Genomic DNA, 15423 nt, shown 5'->3' on the forward strand with positions numbered 1-15423 from the left:
GTCTAGCTCGCCTGTTTCCTCAAGAGCACCACGCCAAGACCGAACAGCACCGGGATGGTCACGAGCAGCGCAACGAACTCGCCCGACAGGTCGCCGAAATCGAGCCCTTTCGAGAAAGTGCCGCGCGTGATGGTGACGAAATGTGCGGTCGGGTAGATTCGCCCGATGACGGCGCCGGCTCCCTGGAGGGACGACACCGGATCGACCAGGCCCGAATACTGGGTAGCAGGAATCATCGTCAGCAGCGCAGTCGCGAAGATCGCGGCGATCTGGCTGCTCATGAACGCTGATATCACAAGCCCCATCGCCGTCGTGATAATGACGTAGAGAAGCGCTGCGCCGGTGAAGGCCGGGAAACTGCCCGTGAATGGAACGCGGAAGACGAACACGGCAAAGGCGGTCAACAGGAAGAAATTCAGCATGGCGAGCGCCACATAGGGAAGCTGCTTGCCGACGAGAAATTCAAGCCGTGTTACCGGCGTTACGTAGAAATTGATGATCGATCCGAGCTCCTTTTCGCGCACGACGCTCAGCGTCGCCAATATCGCAGGTATGATCAACAGGAGGATCGGGATCACGGCGGGAGCCATCGCCACGATGCTCTTGAGGTCAGGGTTGTAGCGATAACGTATCTCAAGCTGGAAATCGCCCGACGCCGCGGCGTTGCCATAGAGCAGTCTGGCGCGCTCGGTCAGCCAGTGGGCATGCATCGCCTGCACATAACCCCTCACGGTCTCTGCGCGCGACGGCATGGCGCCGTCGATCCACGCGCCGATCTGGACGTTCCTGCCGCGCGCCACGTCGCGCCCGAACCCCGGCGGAATCTCGAGCGCCAGGCTCAGCTCACCGCTGCGCATGCGGTTGTCGAGATCGTCGTAGTCGGTGATCGCTGGCAATTCGGTGAAAAAGCGCGATCCGGATATCTGCAGGACGTAGTCGCGGCTAATCCCGGTTTCGTCGCGGTCCATGACGGCGAAGGATAGATTCTCGACGTCCATGTTGATGCCGTAGCCCATCACGAACATCAGAATGAGACTGCCGAGAACGGCCAGCGTGGCACGGATCGGGTCGCGCCGCAGCTCGAGCGCCTCCCGGTGGGTGTAGGCGAATACGCGCCGCAGGTCGAAGAAGCGCATGAGTCGGTGGTGTGCCGCGGCGGCTTGGTCGCCCGGCCCGGCTTCGCTCACTACGGCCGGTACGGCGGCCGGCAGCTTGGCGTCCGTCCTGCCGATCGCGTCCTGCAGATAGGCGACGAAGGCCTCCTCGAGACTGCCGCCGCCGCGCTGCTCGGCAAGCCTGGCCGGCGTGTCGCTGACCAGCACCCTGCCTGCATGCATCAGCGAGATGCGGTCGCAGCGCTCGGCTTCGTTCATGAAATGGGTCGAGACGAAGATCGTGACGTCGTCCCTGCGGGATAGCTCGGACAGGATTTGCCAAAAGCCGTCGCGCGCCACCGGATCGACGCCGGATGTCGGCTCGTCGAGAATCAGGATGTCGGGCGCATGAATCATCGCTACCGCGAGTGAGAGGCGCTGGCGGACCCCAAGCGGCAACGCATCGGGCAACGCATCGATGACGTCGACGAGGTCGAACCGCTGTGCCATCTCCTGGACACGCCCCTCGATGGTGTCAGGGGCAAGCCGGAACAGCCGCGCATGCAGCTCGAGGTTCTGCCGGATCGTCAATTCGGAATAGAGCGAGAAGGCCTGCGACATGTAGCCGACGCGGCGCCGGACATCCATGTCGCTCGGATCGACCTCATGGCCGAATAATCTCGCGATGCCTTCGCTGGCCGGCAACAATCCGGTCAGCACCTTCATGGTCGTGGTCTTGCCGCAGCCGTTTGAGCCGAGAAAGCCGAAGATTTCGCCGCGGGCAATGCGGAAGCTCACATTGTCGACGGCGGTGAAATCGCCGAACCTCACGGTAAGCTGCTCGGCCTCGATGGCGATGTCGTCGGCATGTTCGCTTCCGCGAGGCGGGATCACCACTTCCCTGTGCTCCCGCCGCTCCTCCTCCGGGAGCAGCGCAATGAAGGCGGCATCGAGATTATCAGCACCGGTCTGCCGCAGCAGGTCCGCAGGCGCGCCGGTGGCGAGCACCCGGCCTTCGTTCATGGCAACCAGCCAGTCGAAACGCGCCGCCTCCTCCATATAGGCGGTGGCGACAACGACGCTCATGCCCGGATGGCTTTGGCGGATCTCGTCGATCAGTTCCCAGAACTGGCGGCGCGAGAGCGGGTCGACACCGGTGGTCGGCTCATCCAGGATCAGGAGGTCGGGATCATGAATCAGCGCGCAGCAAAGGCCGAGCTTCTGCTTCATGCCGCCCGACAGCTTGCCTGCTGGCCGATCCGCGAAAGGCGTAAGCCCCGTGCCTTTCAGGAGCTGATCGATCCTCTGCTCGCGTTCACTCTTGTCGTGGCCGAACAGGCGGCCGAAGAAGTCGACATTCTCGAACACCGACAGCGTCGGATAGAGGTTCTTGCCGAGACCTTGTGGCATGTAGGCGATCTGCGGGCACGTCAGCCTCCGGTGCGCAGCATCGGTCATATCGCCGCCGAGCACATGGACGCGTCCCTGCTGTACGGCCCGAGCGCCGGAGACAAGGGAGAGCAGGCTGGATTTCCCAACGCCGTCAGGTCCGATCAACCCGACCATGCGCCCGGTGGGAATGTCGAGCGTGATGCCACCAAGTGCGCGCGTCGTGCCGTAGGACAGCTCGACCGCATCCAAGCGTATCACTGGCGCCGGTGGACGGGCTTGCTCTGCGGTCGACGGATCGTTCATTGTACCAGCTTTTCGGTAAGGTTCGCCGGCCACTCGGCTTTCGGGTCGAGCTGGACAAAGGCCCTGCCTGGAAGGCCGGTCTTGACCTGTTCGATGTGTCTGCGCAGCAAGTCCGGCGAGATATGCGCCCTGATCCGAAACATGAGCTTTTGACGCTCCTCCTCCGTTTCCACCGTCTTGGGCGTGAACTGCGCAACGTTTGCGACGAAGCTCGCCTTGGCGGGAATGACATATTGGGGGGCGGCATCCAGCACGATGCGGACATCTGCGCCGATTGCGACGCGTCCGGCCTGCGCCGTGGGCAGGAAGAAGGTCATGTAGACGTCGCCGAGGTCGACGAGATTGAGCACACGACCGCCGGCGGCAAGGACTTCGCCCGGCTGCGCCACGCGAAACTGCACGCGCCCATCGCGCGGTGTTATCAGGATGCTGTCGTTGATGTCGGCCTTGATGCTCTCGATGGCGGCCCTTGCCGCGTCGATGGATGCTTCGGCGTCGACCACTTGCGCCCGGGTGGAACTGATGGCGGCCTCCGCCGCCGCACGCTGAGCCTCGGCGGCCGCCACCGCGGCCTTCGCCCCTTCGGCGGCCGCCCGGTCGTCGTCGAGCACCTGCTGAGGCACGGCGTTGGTCTTGATCAATTGCTCGGATCGCTGCAGCTTTCGGTCCGCCGTATCCAATTCAGCATTACGCTGCGCAATCACCGCGGTAGCGGATTTCCTCTCGGCTTCTCGCTGCGCGACGAGACTCTTGGCGGTGTCGACGCTGATGATCGCGCGGCGCAACTGCGCTTCGGCTTGACGGAGCTGCGCATGTAGCTGCGTCGTGTCCATGCGCGCGAGCACCTGTCCTACCGTGACAAAATCCCCCTCTCTGACCAGGATCTCCTGGATGCGTCCCGGCGTCTTGGTTGCAATATCGATTTCGACAGCCTCGATGCGGCCGTTGCCGCTGGCGATGCCCGGCGGGAGATTGTCGCTCGAAAGCTTCTGCCAGGCATAGTAGCCACCTGCGGCCAGAAGCACGGCGAGCAGGACGATCAGCCAGCGGTTTCGGCCTTTGGTCATTGCCCACGGACCTCATCCATCACGCTCGGACACAGGGTCCATTGCCCTGTTATGCGGTGCGCCGAGCACGAAGCAGCCAAGCCAGCCGACAGTCGCAGTAAGGCTGATCGTAGCCCTCCGCCCTCCAACGCCGATATCCGACGAAACCCTGAGCCAAAGGTCGGCAATGTTCCGAATTGTTTAGGCAGGAACTGTCGGGGATGCGTTATCGCCGCCCCCTTTCGCCAAGGGTCAAATGGGTCACCGTCGCCGCGAGATTGACGCCGATCGCGCGCTCGACGGAAAGCGGCTGCAGCACGACGCTTCGGCGCGATCCGCCGATCAGAGCGTTGGCGCCAAAGCCGGGACCCAGCGCAACATTGGCGCTGGCCCCCACATAGCTCCCGCGCATGGTGCCGGGACCAATCCGCGAGTTCTTGGCAAAGACCGCCCAGGATAGAACGCCACTTCCGGTGACGCCGAGGTCAAGACCGACACGCCTTATCCGCCCAGCGTAAATGTAGCGTTGCGCCGAACCTCGCCGGTAGAATACGCAACGTAGTGACTGCGTCGATCCAACAAGAAATCCGATCCGCGGGCTGCTGGAACACAACAGCCGGCCGACCCTGAATATCTCGGCTTGCGCGGGGGCGTTGCGACGGCGGAGATTGAAGCGAAAACGCACAAAGCGCAAAGCAACCGTATCGTCTGCATTTTCAGGCCTCGACTTGATCTTCGGTGTTGTGAGGTGCGGCCGCGCGGCCATAGCTAAGCCAAAAGGTCATGCCGATGCCGACCAGGAATACGGCCGCAAGGAGAAAGAAGATCACCGACTGTTTCAGCCAGGAGAGCGCCGGAACTGCGGCGCCCATGGCGATGCCGAGGAAGCAGATCTGCGGCGACAAAAGACTGAGGCCCGCAAGGAAGGTGCCGAGCGCCAATAGTGTCAGAAGCACCAGGCTGGTTGCCGGCGTGGGGAGCAACTGTTGAACGCCGGAGACAAGCATGATGTTCATCGTGACCAGGACGGCCACCCAATGAAGCGCCTGGGTCCAGAGCAACCGAAACTGAGCCTGCTTGGTGTCGAGCTCGGACCATTTGGTGACGACGCAGACCACGGCAATGGCAAGCGCCAGGAACTCCCAATAGCCCACGAGCGGCTGATGCGAGATATTGGTATAGCCGACGCCTGCGATGGCGAGCACGAGGGCGACGACATAGGGTAACCGCTGCCAGGCGAAATTGGCTCTTCCCGAAACCGTCGAGGGGTGCGCACCCTCGCTCCGCTGCCCGTCAGTCTCGCTCATCGAACATCCACCGCCGTCGGATTCGTTCCTGTACTGCCTCGATCAGTCATCGATCGCTCAAATTACGTGAGCGGATTGGCCCGCCGCACCAGGCAGCAGGCCGGCAAAAGCGGCTCAATTGGCCGACGGCCGCCCTGCAGGCGCATCGGTGCGAAGGCGCCTGCTGCCGAAATGCGGATGCCGTCCGCCGCGGTGGCGCCAATAGCGATGCTTGTGCGGGTTCATATTTGTATTCGGCGCTGCGCTCTTTGGCGCAGCCGCGCCTTGGTCAGTCGATTGGGCCACGGACGGGCTTGGCGGCGCTGCAATGGCTGCAACCACGCCGACGATCAGAGCGCCGAATACGAGTCGGATGTTCATGCTCGCCTCCATGTTCCCATCGGGGATAGCGCAAGCGCTAAAGGCGGCACGGAATGCGGAATGCCGGCCAGCCGATGACTACGATCCTATCGGCGACTTTGCCGCTCGCACATCCGGGATTCTATGTAGGAACGGGCGGCAGAAACTGCGCTTGATAAGCCAGCGAGCGGCAACCTCTGGTAACACAAGGCATGCCTCCAAAGGAAGGCGCCAACGCGCCGAAACAGCGTAGTTCCCGCCCCCGGAAATCGGGTGATCATCTGATATCCCGCATGGTGGCCATCATCATAGGCTTGCCCATCCCGTGCTCGGCGCGACCGCGAGGAGATAAGCCATGTCCAATTATGACGAGAATGCAGTCACCTCCGGCGCGATCGGCAGCGATGCCATTGCGGTCGATGCCGGCCTCCGCAACTACATGTTGCGCATCTACAACTACATGGCCGCCGGTGTCGGCCTCACCGCCCTTGTGGCCTGGCTGACTTATCAGTTCACCGGTCCCGCGTTACTGCAGAGTCCGCTGATGTGGATCTTCATCCTGGCGCCGCTGGCTCTGGTCTTCTTCATCAGTGCACGCATCCATACGCTGTCGGCAACGACCGCACGCTGGTTGTTCTTTGTCTATGCAGCCCTGGTCGGCGTGTCGCTGTCGACCTTGCTCCACATCTACACCAGTTCCTCGATCACGCGCGTGTTCTTCATCGCAGCCGCAACGTTCGGGGCGCTTAGCATCTTTGGGTACACCACCAGGCGTGACCTATCCGGACTGGGCACCTTCCTGTTCATGGGGTTGATCGGAATCATCGTCGCAAGCCTGGTCAACCTCTTCCTGCGTTCGAGTGGACTTGACTGGCTGATCTCGATCGTGGGCGTCGGCATCCTTGCCGGCCTGACTGCCTATGACACCCAGCGTATCAAGGCGATGTACGACTCTGGGGATGATGAGACTTCCGCAGGCCGCAAGTCGGTAATCGCCGCGTTGTCGCTCTACCTCAATTTCATCAATCTGTTCATGATGATGCTGCGCCTTGCGGGCACTCGGCGCTAGACCTCAGGCATTTCCAAAGGCGATATGCGGTTAGTGCCAAGGTCACGAATGGCAGTGCACGAAGAGGCTCCGCGTCGGAGCTCGCGCGCGTGTTACAAGAATTCGCGAGTTCCCGCCTAAAGATTGCTCAACGTCAATGGCGTTCTTCTACCTGACGGTGTATGGTGTGGTTGGGATATCCGATCGGGTCAGGGAGATTGGCCGAGGCAAGGGGTGGCTCTCACTATCGAGAGTCGCGTGGAAAGCGAGTGCGTGCCGTGAAGCAACATGGTGCTCCCACGTACGGGTCGGATCGAACCAATGCGGAGGGATGGTCAGGCATTGGCGCAGCAAGCGCAAGCGATCGGCTGTACTGGAAGCTAGCCTCCGACCTTCTCTTTGTGATGCGCCCTTCATCCGAAGGGCGCTTTGTTTATGAAGATATAAACCCGGCGTTCGAATCGCTTGTTGGGATCGCCTCGGAAGACATCCGAGGGATGGCGGTTTGCGACTGTATGGGGAAGCAGGATGCCAGGTCCGTTCACGAGGCGCTTGATGCTTGTCGCGCGAGAGGTGCCGAGGTCCGGATCCGGCATCGGCTCGCCCTCAGAGTATCCCGACGAACTGTCGAGACGATCGTTGCGCCAATCTGCGATCCCGTAACCGGCTGCATTGCCACCTTTATCGGTAGCCATCGCGTGCTGGAAGGAGCGTCCTCCCAAGACTTTGGAACGATTTCGGACGGTGGTGCGAGCATGGGCGCCACGCTGGTATCCATTCAGGAAGACATGCAGCAGCGCATTGCCTCCGACCTCCACGACTCGACTTGCCAGCATTTGATTGCCGCGAGCCTCGGGATTATGCGGATGCGGAACAGCTTAAGTGAACCGACCAATGCCGAGCGGCTTTGCGACGATATCGATGCGTCGATCGATCAGGCGATCAAGGAAATCCGGGCCTTTGCCTACCTGCTGCATCCGCAAAATCTAACGGTTGCCGGGTTGAAGGCGGCAATAGAGAGATATGCGGAAGGGTTCGCGGCGCGCACATCGTTGAGAGTCGATGCCAGCATCTCGCCCGAGATCGATCGCGTACCTTACGAAACGCAGCGCTCGCTGCTGCGGGTGGTTCAGGAGGCGCTGACGAACGTCTTTCGTCACGCGAAAGCGACGGAAGTCGAGATCGCGATCGAGGCGACCGATGACCACTTCCGGCTGAGGGTCAGCGACAATGGGCGCGGCATGCCGCTCGGCCAGGCCCTCGGCGGAGCGATAGCAGGGCCGCCCGGCGTCGGAATTCCTGCGATGAAGGTTAGACTGCAGCAGATCGGAGGCACCCTCGATATCCGCTCCGGACCGGGAACGGGGCGTCCCGGCACGACACTATCCGCGGTGTTTCCGCGCGGTGCGGTGACCGGGAAGACGCAGCCGGCCAAAGGCCGTTCCCGCCATCATGGTCCGCGCAAACGGGTCCACTAGTCGTGCAGCCGAACTCGCCTCGCTGGCGCCGGCCGAGCCATGCGATCCGATACGAGTTGGAGTTGTCCTGCCATGAAGCGCTTTCTTATCGCCGACGATCATGAAGCGGTGCGGTCGGGCCTGCGAGCGGTTCTGGAACAACGTGCCGACTGGGAAGTCGTTGCTGAGGCGAACGACGGCAGCAAGGCCCTTGCCGAGGCGATCGCGAACCAACCCCATGTCGCAATCGTCGATTTCTCCATGCCGCGCATGACGGGAGTGGAGGTCGCGCGGCGGATCAAGGAATATCGTCTGCCGACCGAGGTATTGATCTTCACGGTGCACAACTCCAGCCTGCTGGCGCAGCAGGCATTCGAGGCAGGCGCCCGGGCATTCGTATTGAAATCGGATGCCAACAGGCTGTTGTTGGCGGCGGTTGAGTCGCTTCTGGCGCATAAGCCATTTTGCACCGAGAGCTGTTCGCCTGACTTGAACGAGGTCTCGACCGGAGATCGGGACAGGCTCTCGCCGCGGGACAGGTTGGTGGTCAAGCTGATTGCGGAGGGCTACAGCAACAAAAGCATTGGCGCGATCCTGAACCTCAGCGTCAAAACCGCCGAAGCGCACCGGGCCGCCGCGATGCGCAAGCTGGACATCCACTCGACGGCCGATCTGGTTCGCTACGCGGTTCGTGCCCGGCTGCTGGAAGCATGACGCACTGAGGCGCTGTCGATCCGGTGCTTGATCTTCCGCCGTTCCAGCTTCTTCTACCATGAACCCCGGAGGCGAAGCTGACCTCGGTATATTCCCCGCGAAATCCTAGGGTTTTGCGGGATAACTGCCGGAAAGCCAATCAGTATGATTCTGACCTCGCTGTCGGCTATCGCTATCGACCGTTCCAACGCATAGGAACGACGCCGTGAAACGCATCCTGATTGCGGATGATCATGAAGTCGTACGTTCCGGGCTTCGCGCGATCGTTGAAACGCGCTCCAATTGGATTGTTACTGCGGAAGCGCCCGACGGCGAGCAGGCGATCGCATTGGCGTTGGAAACGAGACCGGACATCATCATCGCCGACTATTCCATGCCGCTCGTGAACGGACTGGAAGTCAGCCGCCGCGTCAAGACGCTTCGCCTGCGTTCGGAAGTGTTGATTCTCACCATGCACGAGAATGAGGAGATTCTGACCGAGGCCCTTTTGACTGGGGTGCGTGGCTTCCTGCTCAAATCGGACGCCAGGAAGCATCTCATTTCGGCAATCGAAGCTCTGCTCGACGGCCGACCTTACTTTACCAGCGTCGTGTTGGAGAAATTGCTAACCGACTACCAGCTCAACAAACAGAACAAGTCCAGCGCGCTCCTCACATCGCGGGAGCAGAACGTCGTGCAGTTGATTGCAGAGGGACATACCAACAAGGCCATCAGTTCCATATTGAAGCTAAGCGTGAAAACTGTCGAAACCCATCGGGCGTCGGCCATGCGCAAGCTTGGCATGTCATCCACGGCCGACCTGGTTCGCTATGCGATTCGCAAGAAGCTGGTGGCGCCATGACGGCCCAGGTAGTCCAGGGGCAATCCGCGCGGGGTTAGGCGCCCAACGTCGAGGGTAGCGCCTGAAGAGCCGTCAGCGTCGTCGGCAAAAACGAAACGCCCGCGCGCGACGGTCAATCCATCAGGTCATTTCCGGCAACAGACCGCGGAGAACCCTGATTGACACGTCCAAGTGCGCCCGCCCTAATGCTGGGAACAATGCTCACAACGGTCACAACTGGGGCGGCCAGCCAAACTATCTGCTCGCGCGCTGTCTACTCGCGCACCCGCTTTTCCCGGTAAGGCAGTCACGGCTCGGGAGGATCACATGCAGCTAACTCCGAGGGAGTTCGATAAGCTGCTCGTCTACATGGTCGCTGACGTTGCACTAAAGCGAAGAGCCAAGGGCCTCAAGCTCAACTATCCAGAAGCCGTTGCTATCATATCGGCGGTCGCCCTTGATGGCGCGCGTGCCGGGAAGACGATCGAGGACGTCACCAACGAGGCGCGTACCGTCCTGACCAAGGCTGATGTGATGGACGGCGTCGCCGATCTTATTCCAATGGTGCAGATCGAGGCGGTGTTCACCGACGGCAGCCGCTTGGTAACGGTGCATACGCCGATCCAGTGAATGCCTACAGGAGGTCAACATGGCTGGACCAAAAACGGGCCCCGTTGTCGCCGCCCATGTCGACCCGGCGACGGCGAACGTGCCGGTCGGCGGTTACGTGTGCAGTTCGGCAGCGATCACATTCGATGCCGATCGCCCGGTGACGACGCTCAAGGTGCGCAATGCGGGAGATCGGCCGGTACAGGTTGGATCTCACTTCCATTTTTTCGAAGTCAATCGTGAGCTGGAATTCGATCGTGCAGCGGCGTTCGGGCTTCACCTCAATATCCCATCATCAACGGCAACGCGGTTCGAGCCCGGCGACGAACGCGAGGTTCAACTCGTCCCCTATGGGGGCATGCGCGCCGTTTATGGCTTCAACAATCTCGTCGATGGTCCCACCGCCGGCCGTGACGCCGCCACAGTCAAATCCAGGGCGGTGGCGCAGGCGGCGAAGCGAGGCTTTCGTTCCTCATAAATGAAGGCGTGAAACGCAAATCTCTTGAACGAGGGCCACCATGCCTACCATGTCTCGGCAAGAATATGTCGGCCTTTTCGGCCCGACGACGGGTGATCGCATCCGCTTGGGCGATACCGGCCTGTTCGTTGAAATCGAGCGCGACCTGCGCGGCGGCGCCGGCGACGAAATCGTCTTCGGCGGCGGCAAGAGCATGCGTGAAGGCATGGGCATGGATAATCAGGTGACGCGGGCGGCTGGCGCTCCCGACCTCGTGATCACCAACGTGACCGTGATCGACGCTGTGCTGGGCGTCGTGAAAGCGGATGTGGGCATCAAGGATGGCCGCATCTGTGCAATCGGCAAGGCCGGCAATCCGCAGACGATGGATCGCGTCACGCCCGGCCTGGAGGTCGGCCTGGCGACCGACGCTATCTCGGGCTCACATCTCATCCTGACGGCCGCCGGGATCGACACACATATTCACTTCATTTCTCCGCAGCAGGCGCAGGCCGCGCTCTCAAACGGCACCACGACTTTGATCGGTGGCGGCACCGGTCCTTCGGACGGCTCCAACGCGACGACGGTCACGTCGGGGCCTGGCAACATCAGCATGATGTTACGCGCGTTCGAAAACTGGCCGCTCAATGTCGGCATTCTCGGCAAGGGGCACGGACACGGCAAAGCGGCTCTGGTTGAGCAGATCGAAGCAGGCGCGGTTGGCGTCAAATGTCACGAAGACTGGGGCACCACCCCAGCGGTGCTTCGGTCCGCGCTCACCGTCGCTGACGAGACGGACACCCAAGTATGCATCCATACCGATACGCTCAACGAATCCGGCTTCGTCGACGATTCGATCGAAGCGTTTGAGGGGCGGACGGTCCATTCGTTCCATACCGAAGGGTCCGGCGGCGGCCATGCGCCTGATATCATCAAGATCGCCGGCCTTCCCAACGTCCTGCCATCTTCGACCAACCCCACGCTCCCCTACGGCATCAATTCGCAGGCGGAGCTGTATGACATGATCATGGTGTGTCACCACCTCAGCCCGGACATCCCGTCCGATGTGGCATTCACCGAAAGCCGTATCCGCGCCGAGACCATCGCTGCAGAAAACGTCCTCCAGGATCTCGGCGTGATCTCGATGTTTTCGAGCGATTCGCAGGCCATGGGACGCATCGGCGAATGCTGGCTGCGTTGTATCCAAACCGCCGATGCGATGAAGACCGGGCGCGGCAAGCTGCCGGAGGACGCGCCGGGCAACGATAATTTCCGGGTGCTGCGCTACGTGGCAAAGATCACGATCAACCCGGCGATCACGCACGGTATTGCCGACGTGCTGGGCTCGGTCGAGGTGGGCAAGATCGCCGACCTCGTCCTGTGGGAGCCCGCGTTCTTCGGTGCAAAGCCCAAGATCGTCATCAAGAACGGCTTCATTAGCTGGGCAGTGATGGGCGACCCAAACGCGTCGCTGCCGACCCCGCAGCCCACCTACTATCGGCCCATGTTCGGTGCCTACGGTGATGCGTTGCCGGCCAACTGCATCACATTCGTCTCCGGCGCCGCGCATGCTGCCGGGATCAAGGAGCGGCTGGGGCTCCGCCGACAGGTGATGCCGGTGAGAAATGTGCGCAAGATCGGCAAGCGCGACATGGTTCGAAATACCGGCACGCCTAAAATTGAGGTCAGTCCGGAAACCTTCGCCGTGACCGTCGACGGAAAGCACGCGACCGTGCAGCCTTTGACGACGGTCTCGCTAAATCAGAAGTATTTTTTCAGTTGAGGAATGCGCGATGATCCTCATCAAAACCGTTCTGGGCAATATCGGCGATCCCGAATGGGCTGGGCGGCTGTCTGGCGCCGATATAGATCTGATCGAGATCGACCAGTGGGAGGCGCAGAAGACCCGCTTCCGCAAGACGACCACAAAAGGCGCGGAGGTTGCAGTCTCTATCGACCGCGGCACACACATCCACGATGGGGACGTGCTGCTCTGGAATGCCCAGGCGCTCTCGGCACTCGTCGCTCGAATCGAGCTGCGTGACGTGATGATCGTGCACCTCGACGGTCTAACGAGCCTCGCGCCCGAGATGGCAATGCGCACATGCGTCGAACTGGGCCATGCCATGGGCAACCAGCATTGGCCGGCATTGGTCAAGGACAACCGCGTCTATGTCCCGCTGACGGTCGATCGCAAGGTGATGACGTCCGTCATGAATACCCACCGTTTTGACGGAATCCGATACGAATTCGTAGCCGGACGAGAGGTCGTTCCCTACCTCGCTCCGCATGAATCCCGTCGGCTTTTCGGTGGCGCGGAAGGGCCAGTGCATTCACACACGCACGAGAGCTATGCCGGCGTCGAGGCGGAGACCGGACGCGCGTACGGACATCCGCCGACGCATGCCCACTCCCATCCGGGAGCCGCCGCTCACGGACAAACATCGCCGGCAACGGCCGGTTCTGCGCGTGACCACCGAGAATGACCGTGTCGATGCGTCGAGGAGCGCCGCTTTTCTCTCGCGGATGCTGCAGTTTGGTGACTCGATGTTCCCCATCGGCGGCTTCTCGTTTTCTTCCGGCCTGGAATCCGCCGTTCAGGAGGGCGTCGTCACCAACGCGGCTACACTTCGAGCGTTCGCGCGCACCGCGGTAGAGCAGGCGGCGCGCGGAGACTGCATCGCGCTGATCGCCGCGCATCGCGCCGCAACTGCCGGAGAGGTCGACACCCTCGCCCGAATCGATGCGCAGGTATACGCGCGCAAGCTTTCCGACGAAGCGCGAACAATGTCGGTTCGCATGGGCAAGAAGTTCACGGAGATGGGGGTTGAGGTTGTGGGCGCGCCGCTGCTTTGCAGATGGCGTGAATGCATCGAGACGTCTGTTACTCCCGGTTGTTATCCCATCGCATTGGCGATTAGTTTCGCCGTACAGAATCTGACTGCCTACCAAGCGTTTGTCGTGCACCAGTATGGCGTTGCAACAACGATCCTCGGCGCGGCCTTGCGACTGATGAAGGTCAGCCACATCGAGACGCAGAAGATTCTCTACGAGCTCACCGGGCAATTAGACGAGATGTACGCGACCGCCGCGGCGGCTCGACTGTCGGACATGGCAGGCTTTGCGCCTTTGACGGAAATTCTGGCCGCCGTCCACACCAGAGCGCATGTGCGCCTGTTCATGAACTGACGTTGAATGGAGCTTGGAATGTCGAAAAGTATCACGCGCATCGGCATCGGCGGCCCGGTCGGGTCAGGCAAGACCGCGATCGTGGAAGCCATTACACCGCGCTTGCTGGATCTCGGCATCAAGGTGCTCATCATTACCAATGATGTGGTGACGACCGAAGACGCCAAGCACGTTCAGCGTACCCTCAAGGGCGTTCTGCTCCAGGAACGCATCCTCGGCGTGGAGACTGGTGCCTGCCCTCATACCGCGGTGCGCGAAGACCCAAGCATGAACCTCGCCGCGGTCGAGGATATGGAACGGCGCTTTCCGGATAGCGACGTCGTGCTGATCGAAAGCGGAGGCGATAATCTGACGCTGACCTTCTCGCCGGCGTTGGTGGACTATTTCATATATGTGATCGACGTCGCCGCGGGCGACAAGATCCCGCGCAAGAACGGACCCGGGATCACGTATTCCGACATCCTGGTCATCAACAAGACCGATCTTGCACCCTATGTCGGGGCCAGCCTTGAGGTGATGAAACAGGATTCACAGATGATGCGCGGCAGAAAGCCGTTCCTGTTCACGAACTGCAAGACGGGGGAAGGCATTCCGGAGTTGGTTGCGCTGATCGAACGGGAGTTTCTGTTCGATATCAATCCGCGGGCACGGCGGCCAGCATGATACCGGCGGCCTTCCCTCCCTGGGCCCGCGCCGAAGCGCTCGGCGCATCGATGCCGGAATTCGCTCCGTTCCAGGATGAACCGCCGCAGATGAGGAGTGGCAGTGTCGGCAAGACAGGTCTCCTACGTCTCGGCTTCGAGCACCGCTCCGGCCAAACGATCCTGGCGAACTTGCAGCGGCGGGCGCCGTACATGGTGCAGCGCGCGCTGCATTGCGATGAAGAAATGCCTGATATGGCCTGCGTGTTCCTAATCACCACCACGGGCTGCGTGCTGCAGGGAGACAGGCTCGCTCTTGATATCACCCTTGGTCCGCGCGCGCAGGCACACCTCACCTCGCAATCGGCAACCAAGATTCACGCGATGGACGCCAACTATGCGGCGCAGAGCCAGACTATCACGCTTGCCGATGAAGCATACCTGGAGTTTCTTCCGGATCCCGTGATCCCGCACCGGCACTCGCGGTTTCTCAGCGACACACAGATCTGCGTGGCGCCGTCGGCCACACTGCTGTTTTCGGAAATCATTCAACCCGGCCGCAAGCACCATCGTCCGGACGAGTGCTTCGGAGCAACCGTATTGTCGATATCAACGTCGGCCACGCGGCCCGATGGTCGCCCCTTGTTCGCAGAGAAGCTGGTGATCGAGCCGCGCCGATATCTGATGCGGCAAACTGGCGTGATGAACTCCTTTGATGTGTTCGCCAACGTGATCCTGTGCGCACCCAAGGACAAGGCAGAACGCATCCACGAGCGTGCGGAAGCCGATGTGAACCTCGCGGAAGGCGTGGCGTTCGGCGCCTGTCATCTGCCCAATGATGCCGGCCTGATCTTCAAGGTGCTGGGCCGTGAAACCGCGCAGGTGAAAGCCAAAGTACGGGAGTTCTGGGGACTGGTACGCAAGGAGGTCATCGGCGCAGCGCTACCTCCGCCTTATCTATGGCGATAGGGATCGACGGCGCCAACAGATGATCTCCAACAGCCGGT

The 15423-nt window shown here is 61.3% G+C and carries 16 protein-coding genes; 11 read left to right on the forward strand and 5 right to left on the reverse strand.

Features of this window, described 5'->3' with window-relative positions:
• Positions 1–2: 2 nt before the first annotated feature.
• From rbbA to ACZYOF_RS01750, 5 genes are all read right to left on the reverse strand, one after another.
• Positions 3–2789, reverse strand: a complete 2787-nt coding sequence (rbbA, locus tag ACZYOF_RS01730; RefSeq protein ID WP_463714582.1) for a ribosome-associated ATPase/putative transporter RbbA — start codon at positions 2787–2789, stop codon at positions 3–5.
• Positions 2786–3856 (reverse strand): HlyD family secretion protein, encoded by a 1071-nt coding sequence (locus tag ACZYOF_RS01735; RefSeq protein ID WP_463714583.1) that lies wholly within the window; start codon positions 3854–3856, stop codon positions 2786–2788. Before ACZYOF_RS01735 ends, rbbA begins: the two co-directional genes overlap by 4 nt.
• A 205-nt stretch (positions 3857–4061) precedes the next feature.
• Positions 4062–4601, reverse strand: coding sequence for a DUF992 domain-containing protein (locus ACZYOF_RS01740; RefSeq protein WP_463714584.1), 540 nt, complete (start codon positions 4599–4601; stop codon positions 4062–4064).
• A complete protein-coding gene (locus ACZYOF_RS01745) occupies positions 4552–5142 on the reverse strand; it encodes a hypothetical protein (RefSeq protein ID WP_463714585.1) in 591 nt (196 codons plus the stop codon). The genes ACZYOF_RS01740 and ACZYOF_RS01745 overlap by 50 nt, the downstream gene beginning before the upstream one ends.
• A 114-nt stretch (positions 5143–5256) precedes the next feature.
• Entirely contained in the window at positions 5257–5502 is a 246-nt protein-coding gene (locus ACZYOF_RS01750) for a hypothetical protein (protein ID WP_394565260.1), read from the reverse strand.
• A gap of 334 nt (positions 5503–5836) precedes the next feature.
• Here ACZYOF_RS01750 and ACZYOF_RS01755 point away from each other — a divergent pair, with 334 nt between their 5' ends.
• The 11 genes from ACZYOF_RS01755 (at position 5837) to ACZYOF_RS01805 (ending at position 15385) form a co-directional block, all read left to right on the forward strand.
• Entirely contained in the window at positions 5837–6550 is a 714-nt protein-coding gene (locus ACZYOF_RS01755; protein WP_463714586.1) for a Bax inhibitor-1/YccA family protein, read from the forward strand.
• A gap of 248 nt (positions 6551–6798) precedes the next feature.
• Positions 6799–8007, forward strand: a complete 1209-nt coding sequence (locus ACZYOF_RS01760; RefSeq protein ID WP_463714587.1) for a sensor histidine kinase — start codon at positions 6799–6801, stop codon at positions 8005–8007.
• A gap of 72 nt (positions 8008–8079) precedes the next feature.
• Positions 8080–8700: a response regulator gene (locus ACZYOF_RS01765; RefSeq protein ID WP_463714588.1), complete on the forward strand. Its 621-nt coding sequence runs from the start codon at positions 8080–8082 to the stop codon at positions 8698–8700.
• A gap of 205 nt (positions 8701–8905) precedes the next feature.
• Complete coding sequence (locus ACZYOF_RS01770) at positions 8906–9541, forward strand: response regulator transcription factor (RefSeq protein WP_463714589.1); 636 nt, start codon at positions 8906–8908, stop codon at positions 9539–9541.
• A 306-nt stretch (positions 9542–9847) separates the two neighbouring features.
• Positions 9848–10150, forward strand: a complete 303-nt coding sequence (locus ACZYOF_RS01775) for an urease subunit gamma (RefSeq protein ID WP_130578173.1) — start codon at positions 9848–9850, stop codon at positions 10148–10150.
• A gap of 19 nt (positions 10151–10169) precedes the next feature.
• On the forward strand, positions 10170–10607 hold the full coding sequence (locus ACZYOF_RS01780) for an urease subunit beta (RefSeq protein WP_463714590.1): 438 nt from the start codon (positions 10170–10172) through the stop codon (positions 10605–10607).
• A gap of 40 nt (positions 10608–10647) precedes the next feature.
• Positions 10648–12369, forward strand: a complete 1722-nt coding sequence (locus tag ACZYOF_RS01785; protein WP_282529353.1) for an urease subunit alpha — start codon at positions 10648–10650, stop codon at positions 12367–12369.
• A 10-nt stretch (positions 12370–12379) separates the two neighbouring features.
• Positions 12380–13072, forward strand: a complete 693-nt coding sequence (locus ACZYOF_RS01790) for an urease accessory protein UreE (RefSeq protein ID WP_282529354.1) — start codon at positions 12380–12382, stop codon at positions 13070–13072.
• Positions 12990–13775, forward strand: coding sequence for an urease accessory protein UreF (locus tag ACZYOF_RS01795; protein ID WP_463714591.1), 786 nt, complete (start codon positions 12990–12992; stop codon positions 13773–13775). The genes ACZYOF_RS01790 and ACZYOF_RS01795 overlap by 83 nt, the downstream gene beginning before the upstream one ends.
• An 18-nt stretch (positions 13776–13793) precedes the next feature.
• Entirely contained in the window at positions 13794–14438 is a 645-nt protein-coding gene (gene ureG / locus ACZYOF_RS01800; protein ID WP_130578168.1) for an urease accessory protein UreG, read from the forward strand.
• Positions 14435–15385, forward strand: a complete 951-nt coding sequence (locus ACZYOF_RS01805) for an urease accessory protein UreD (protein WP_463714592.1) — start codon at positions 14435–14437, stop codon at positions 15383–15385. The genes ureG and ACZYOF_RS01805 overlap by 4 nt, the downstream gene beginning before the upstream one ends.
• Positions 15386–15423: the final 38 nt, after the last annotated feature.

The sequence above is a fragment of the Bradyrhizobium sp. LeoA1Lang genome, assembly GCF_055413685.1.

Excerpts from the sequence above, each read along its gene's own strand:
- rbbA (WP_463714582.1), bottom strand. The coding sequence starts at position 2,789 with ATGAACGATCCGTCGACCGCAGAGCAAGCCCGTCCACCGGCGCCAGTG.
- ACZYOF_RS01735 (WP_463714583.1), bottom strand. The coding sequence starts at position 3,856 with ATGACCAAAGGCCGAAACCGCTGGCTGATCGTCCTGCTCGCCGTGCTT.
- ACZYOF_RS01740 (WP_463714584.1), bottom strand. The coding sequence starts at position 4,601 with ATGGCCGCGCGGCCGCACCTCACAACACCGAAGATCAAGTCGAGGCCT.
- ACZYOF_RS01745 (WP_463714585.1), bottom strand. The coding sequence starts at position 5,142 with ATGAGCGAGACTGACGGGCAGCGGAGCGAGGGTGCGCACCCCTCGACG.
- ACZYOF_RS01750 (WP_394565260.1), bottom strand. The coding sequence starts at position 5,502 with ATGAACATCCGACTCGTATTCGGCGCTCTGATCGTCGGCGTGGTTGCA.
- ACZYOF_RS01755 (WP_463714586.1), top strand. The coding sequence starts at position 5,837 with ATGTCCAATTATGACGAGAATGCAGTCACCTCCGGCGCGATCGGCAGC.
- ACZYOF_RS01765 (WP_463714588.1), top strand. The coding sequence starts at position 8,080 with ATGAAGCGCTTTCTTATCGCCGACGATCATGAAGCGGTGCGGTCGGGC.
- ACZYOF_RS01775 (WP_130578173.1), top strand. The coding sequence starts at position 9,848 with ATGCAGCTAACTCCGAGGGAGTTCGATAAGCTGCTCGTCTACATGGTC.
- ACZYOF_RS01780 (WP_463714590.1), top strand. The coding sequence starts at position 10,170 with ATGGCTGGACCAAAAACGGGCCCCGTTGTCGCCGCCCATGTCGACCCG.
- ACZYOF_RS01785 (WP_282529353.1), top strand. The coding sequence starts at position 10,648 with ATGCCTACCATGTCTCGGCAAGAATATGTCGGCCTTTTCGGCCCGACG.
- ACZYOF_RS01790 (WP_282529354.1), top strand. The coding sequence starts at position 12,380 with ATGATCCTCATCAAAACCGTTCTGGGCAATATCGGCGATCCCGAATGG.
- ACZYOF_RS01795 (WP_463714591.1), top strand. The coding sequence starts at position 12,990 with ATGCCCACTCCCATCCGGGAGCCGCCGCTCACGGACAAACATCGCCGG.
- ureG (WP_130578168.1), top strand. The coding sequence starts at position 13,794 with ATGTCGAAAAGTATCACGCGCATCGGCATCGGCGGCCCGGTCGGGTCA.
- ACZYOF_RS01805 (WP_463714592.1), top strand. The coding sequence starts at position 14,435 with ATGATACCGGCGGCCTTCCCTCCCTGGGCCCGCGCCGAAGCGCTCGGC.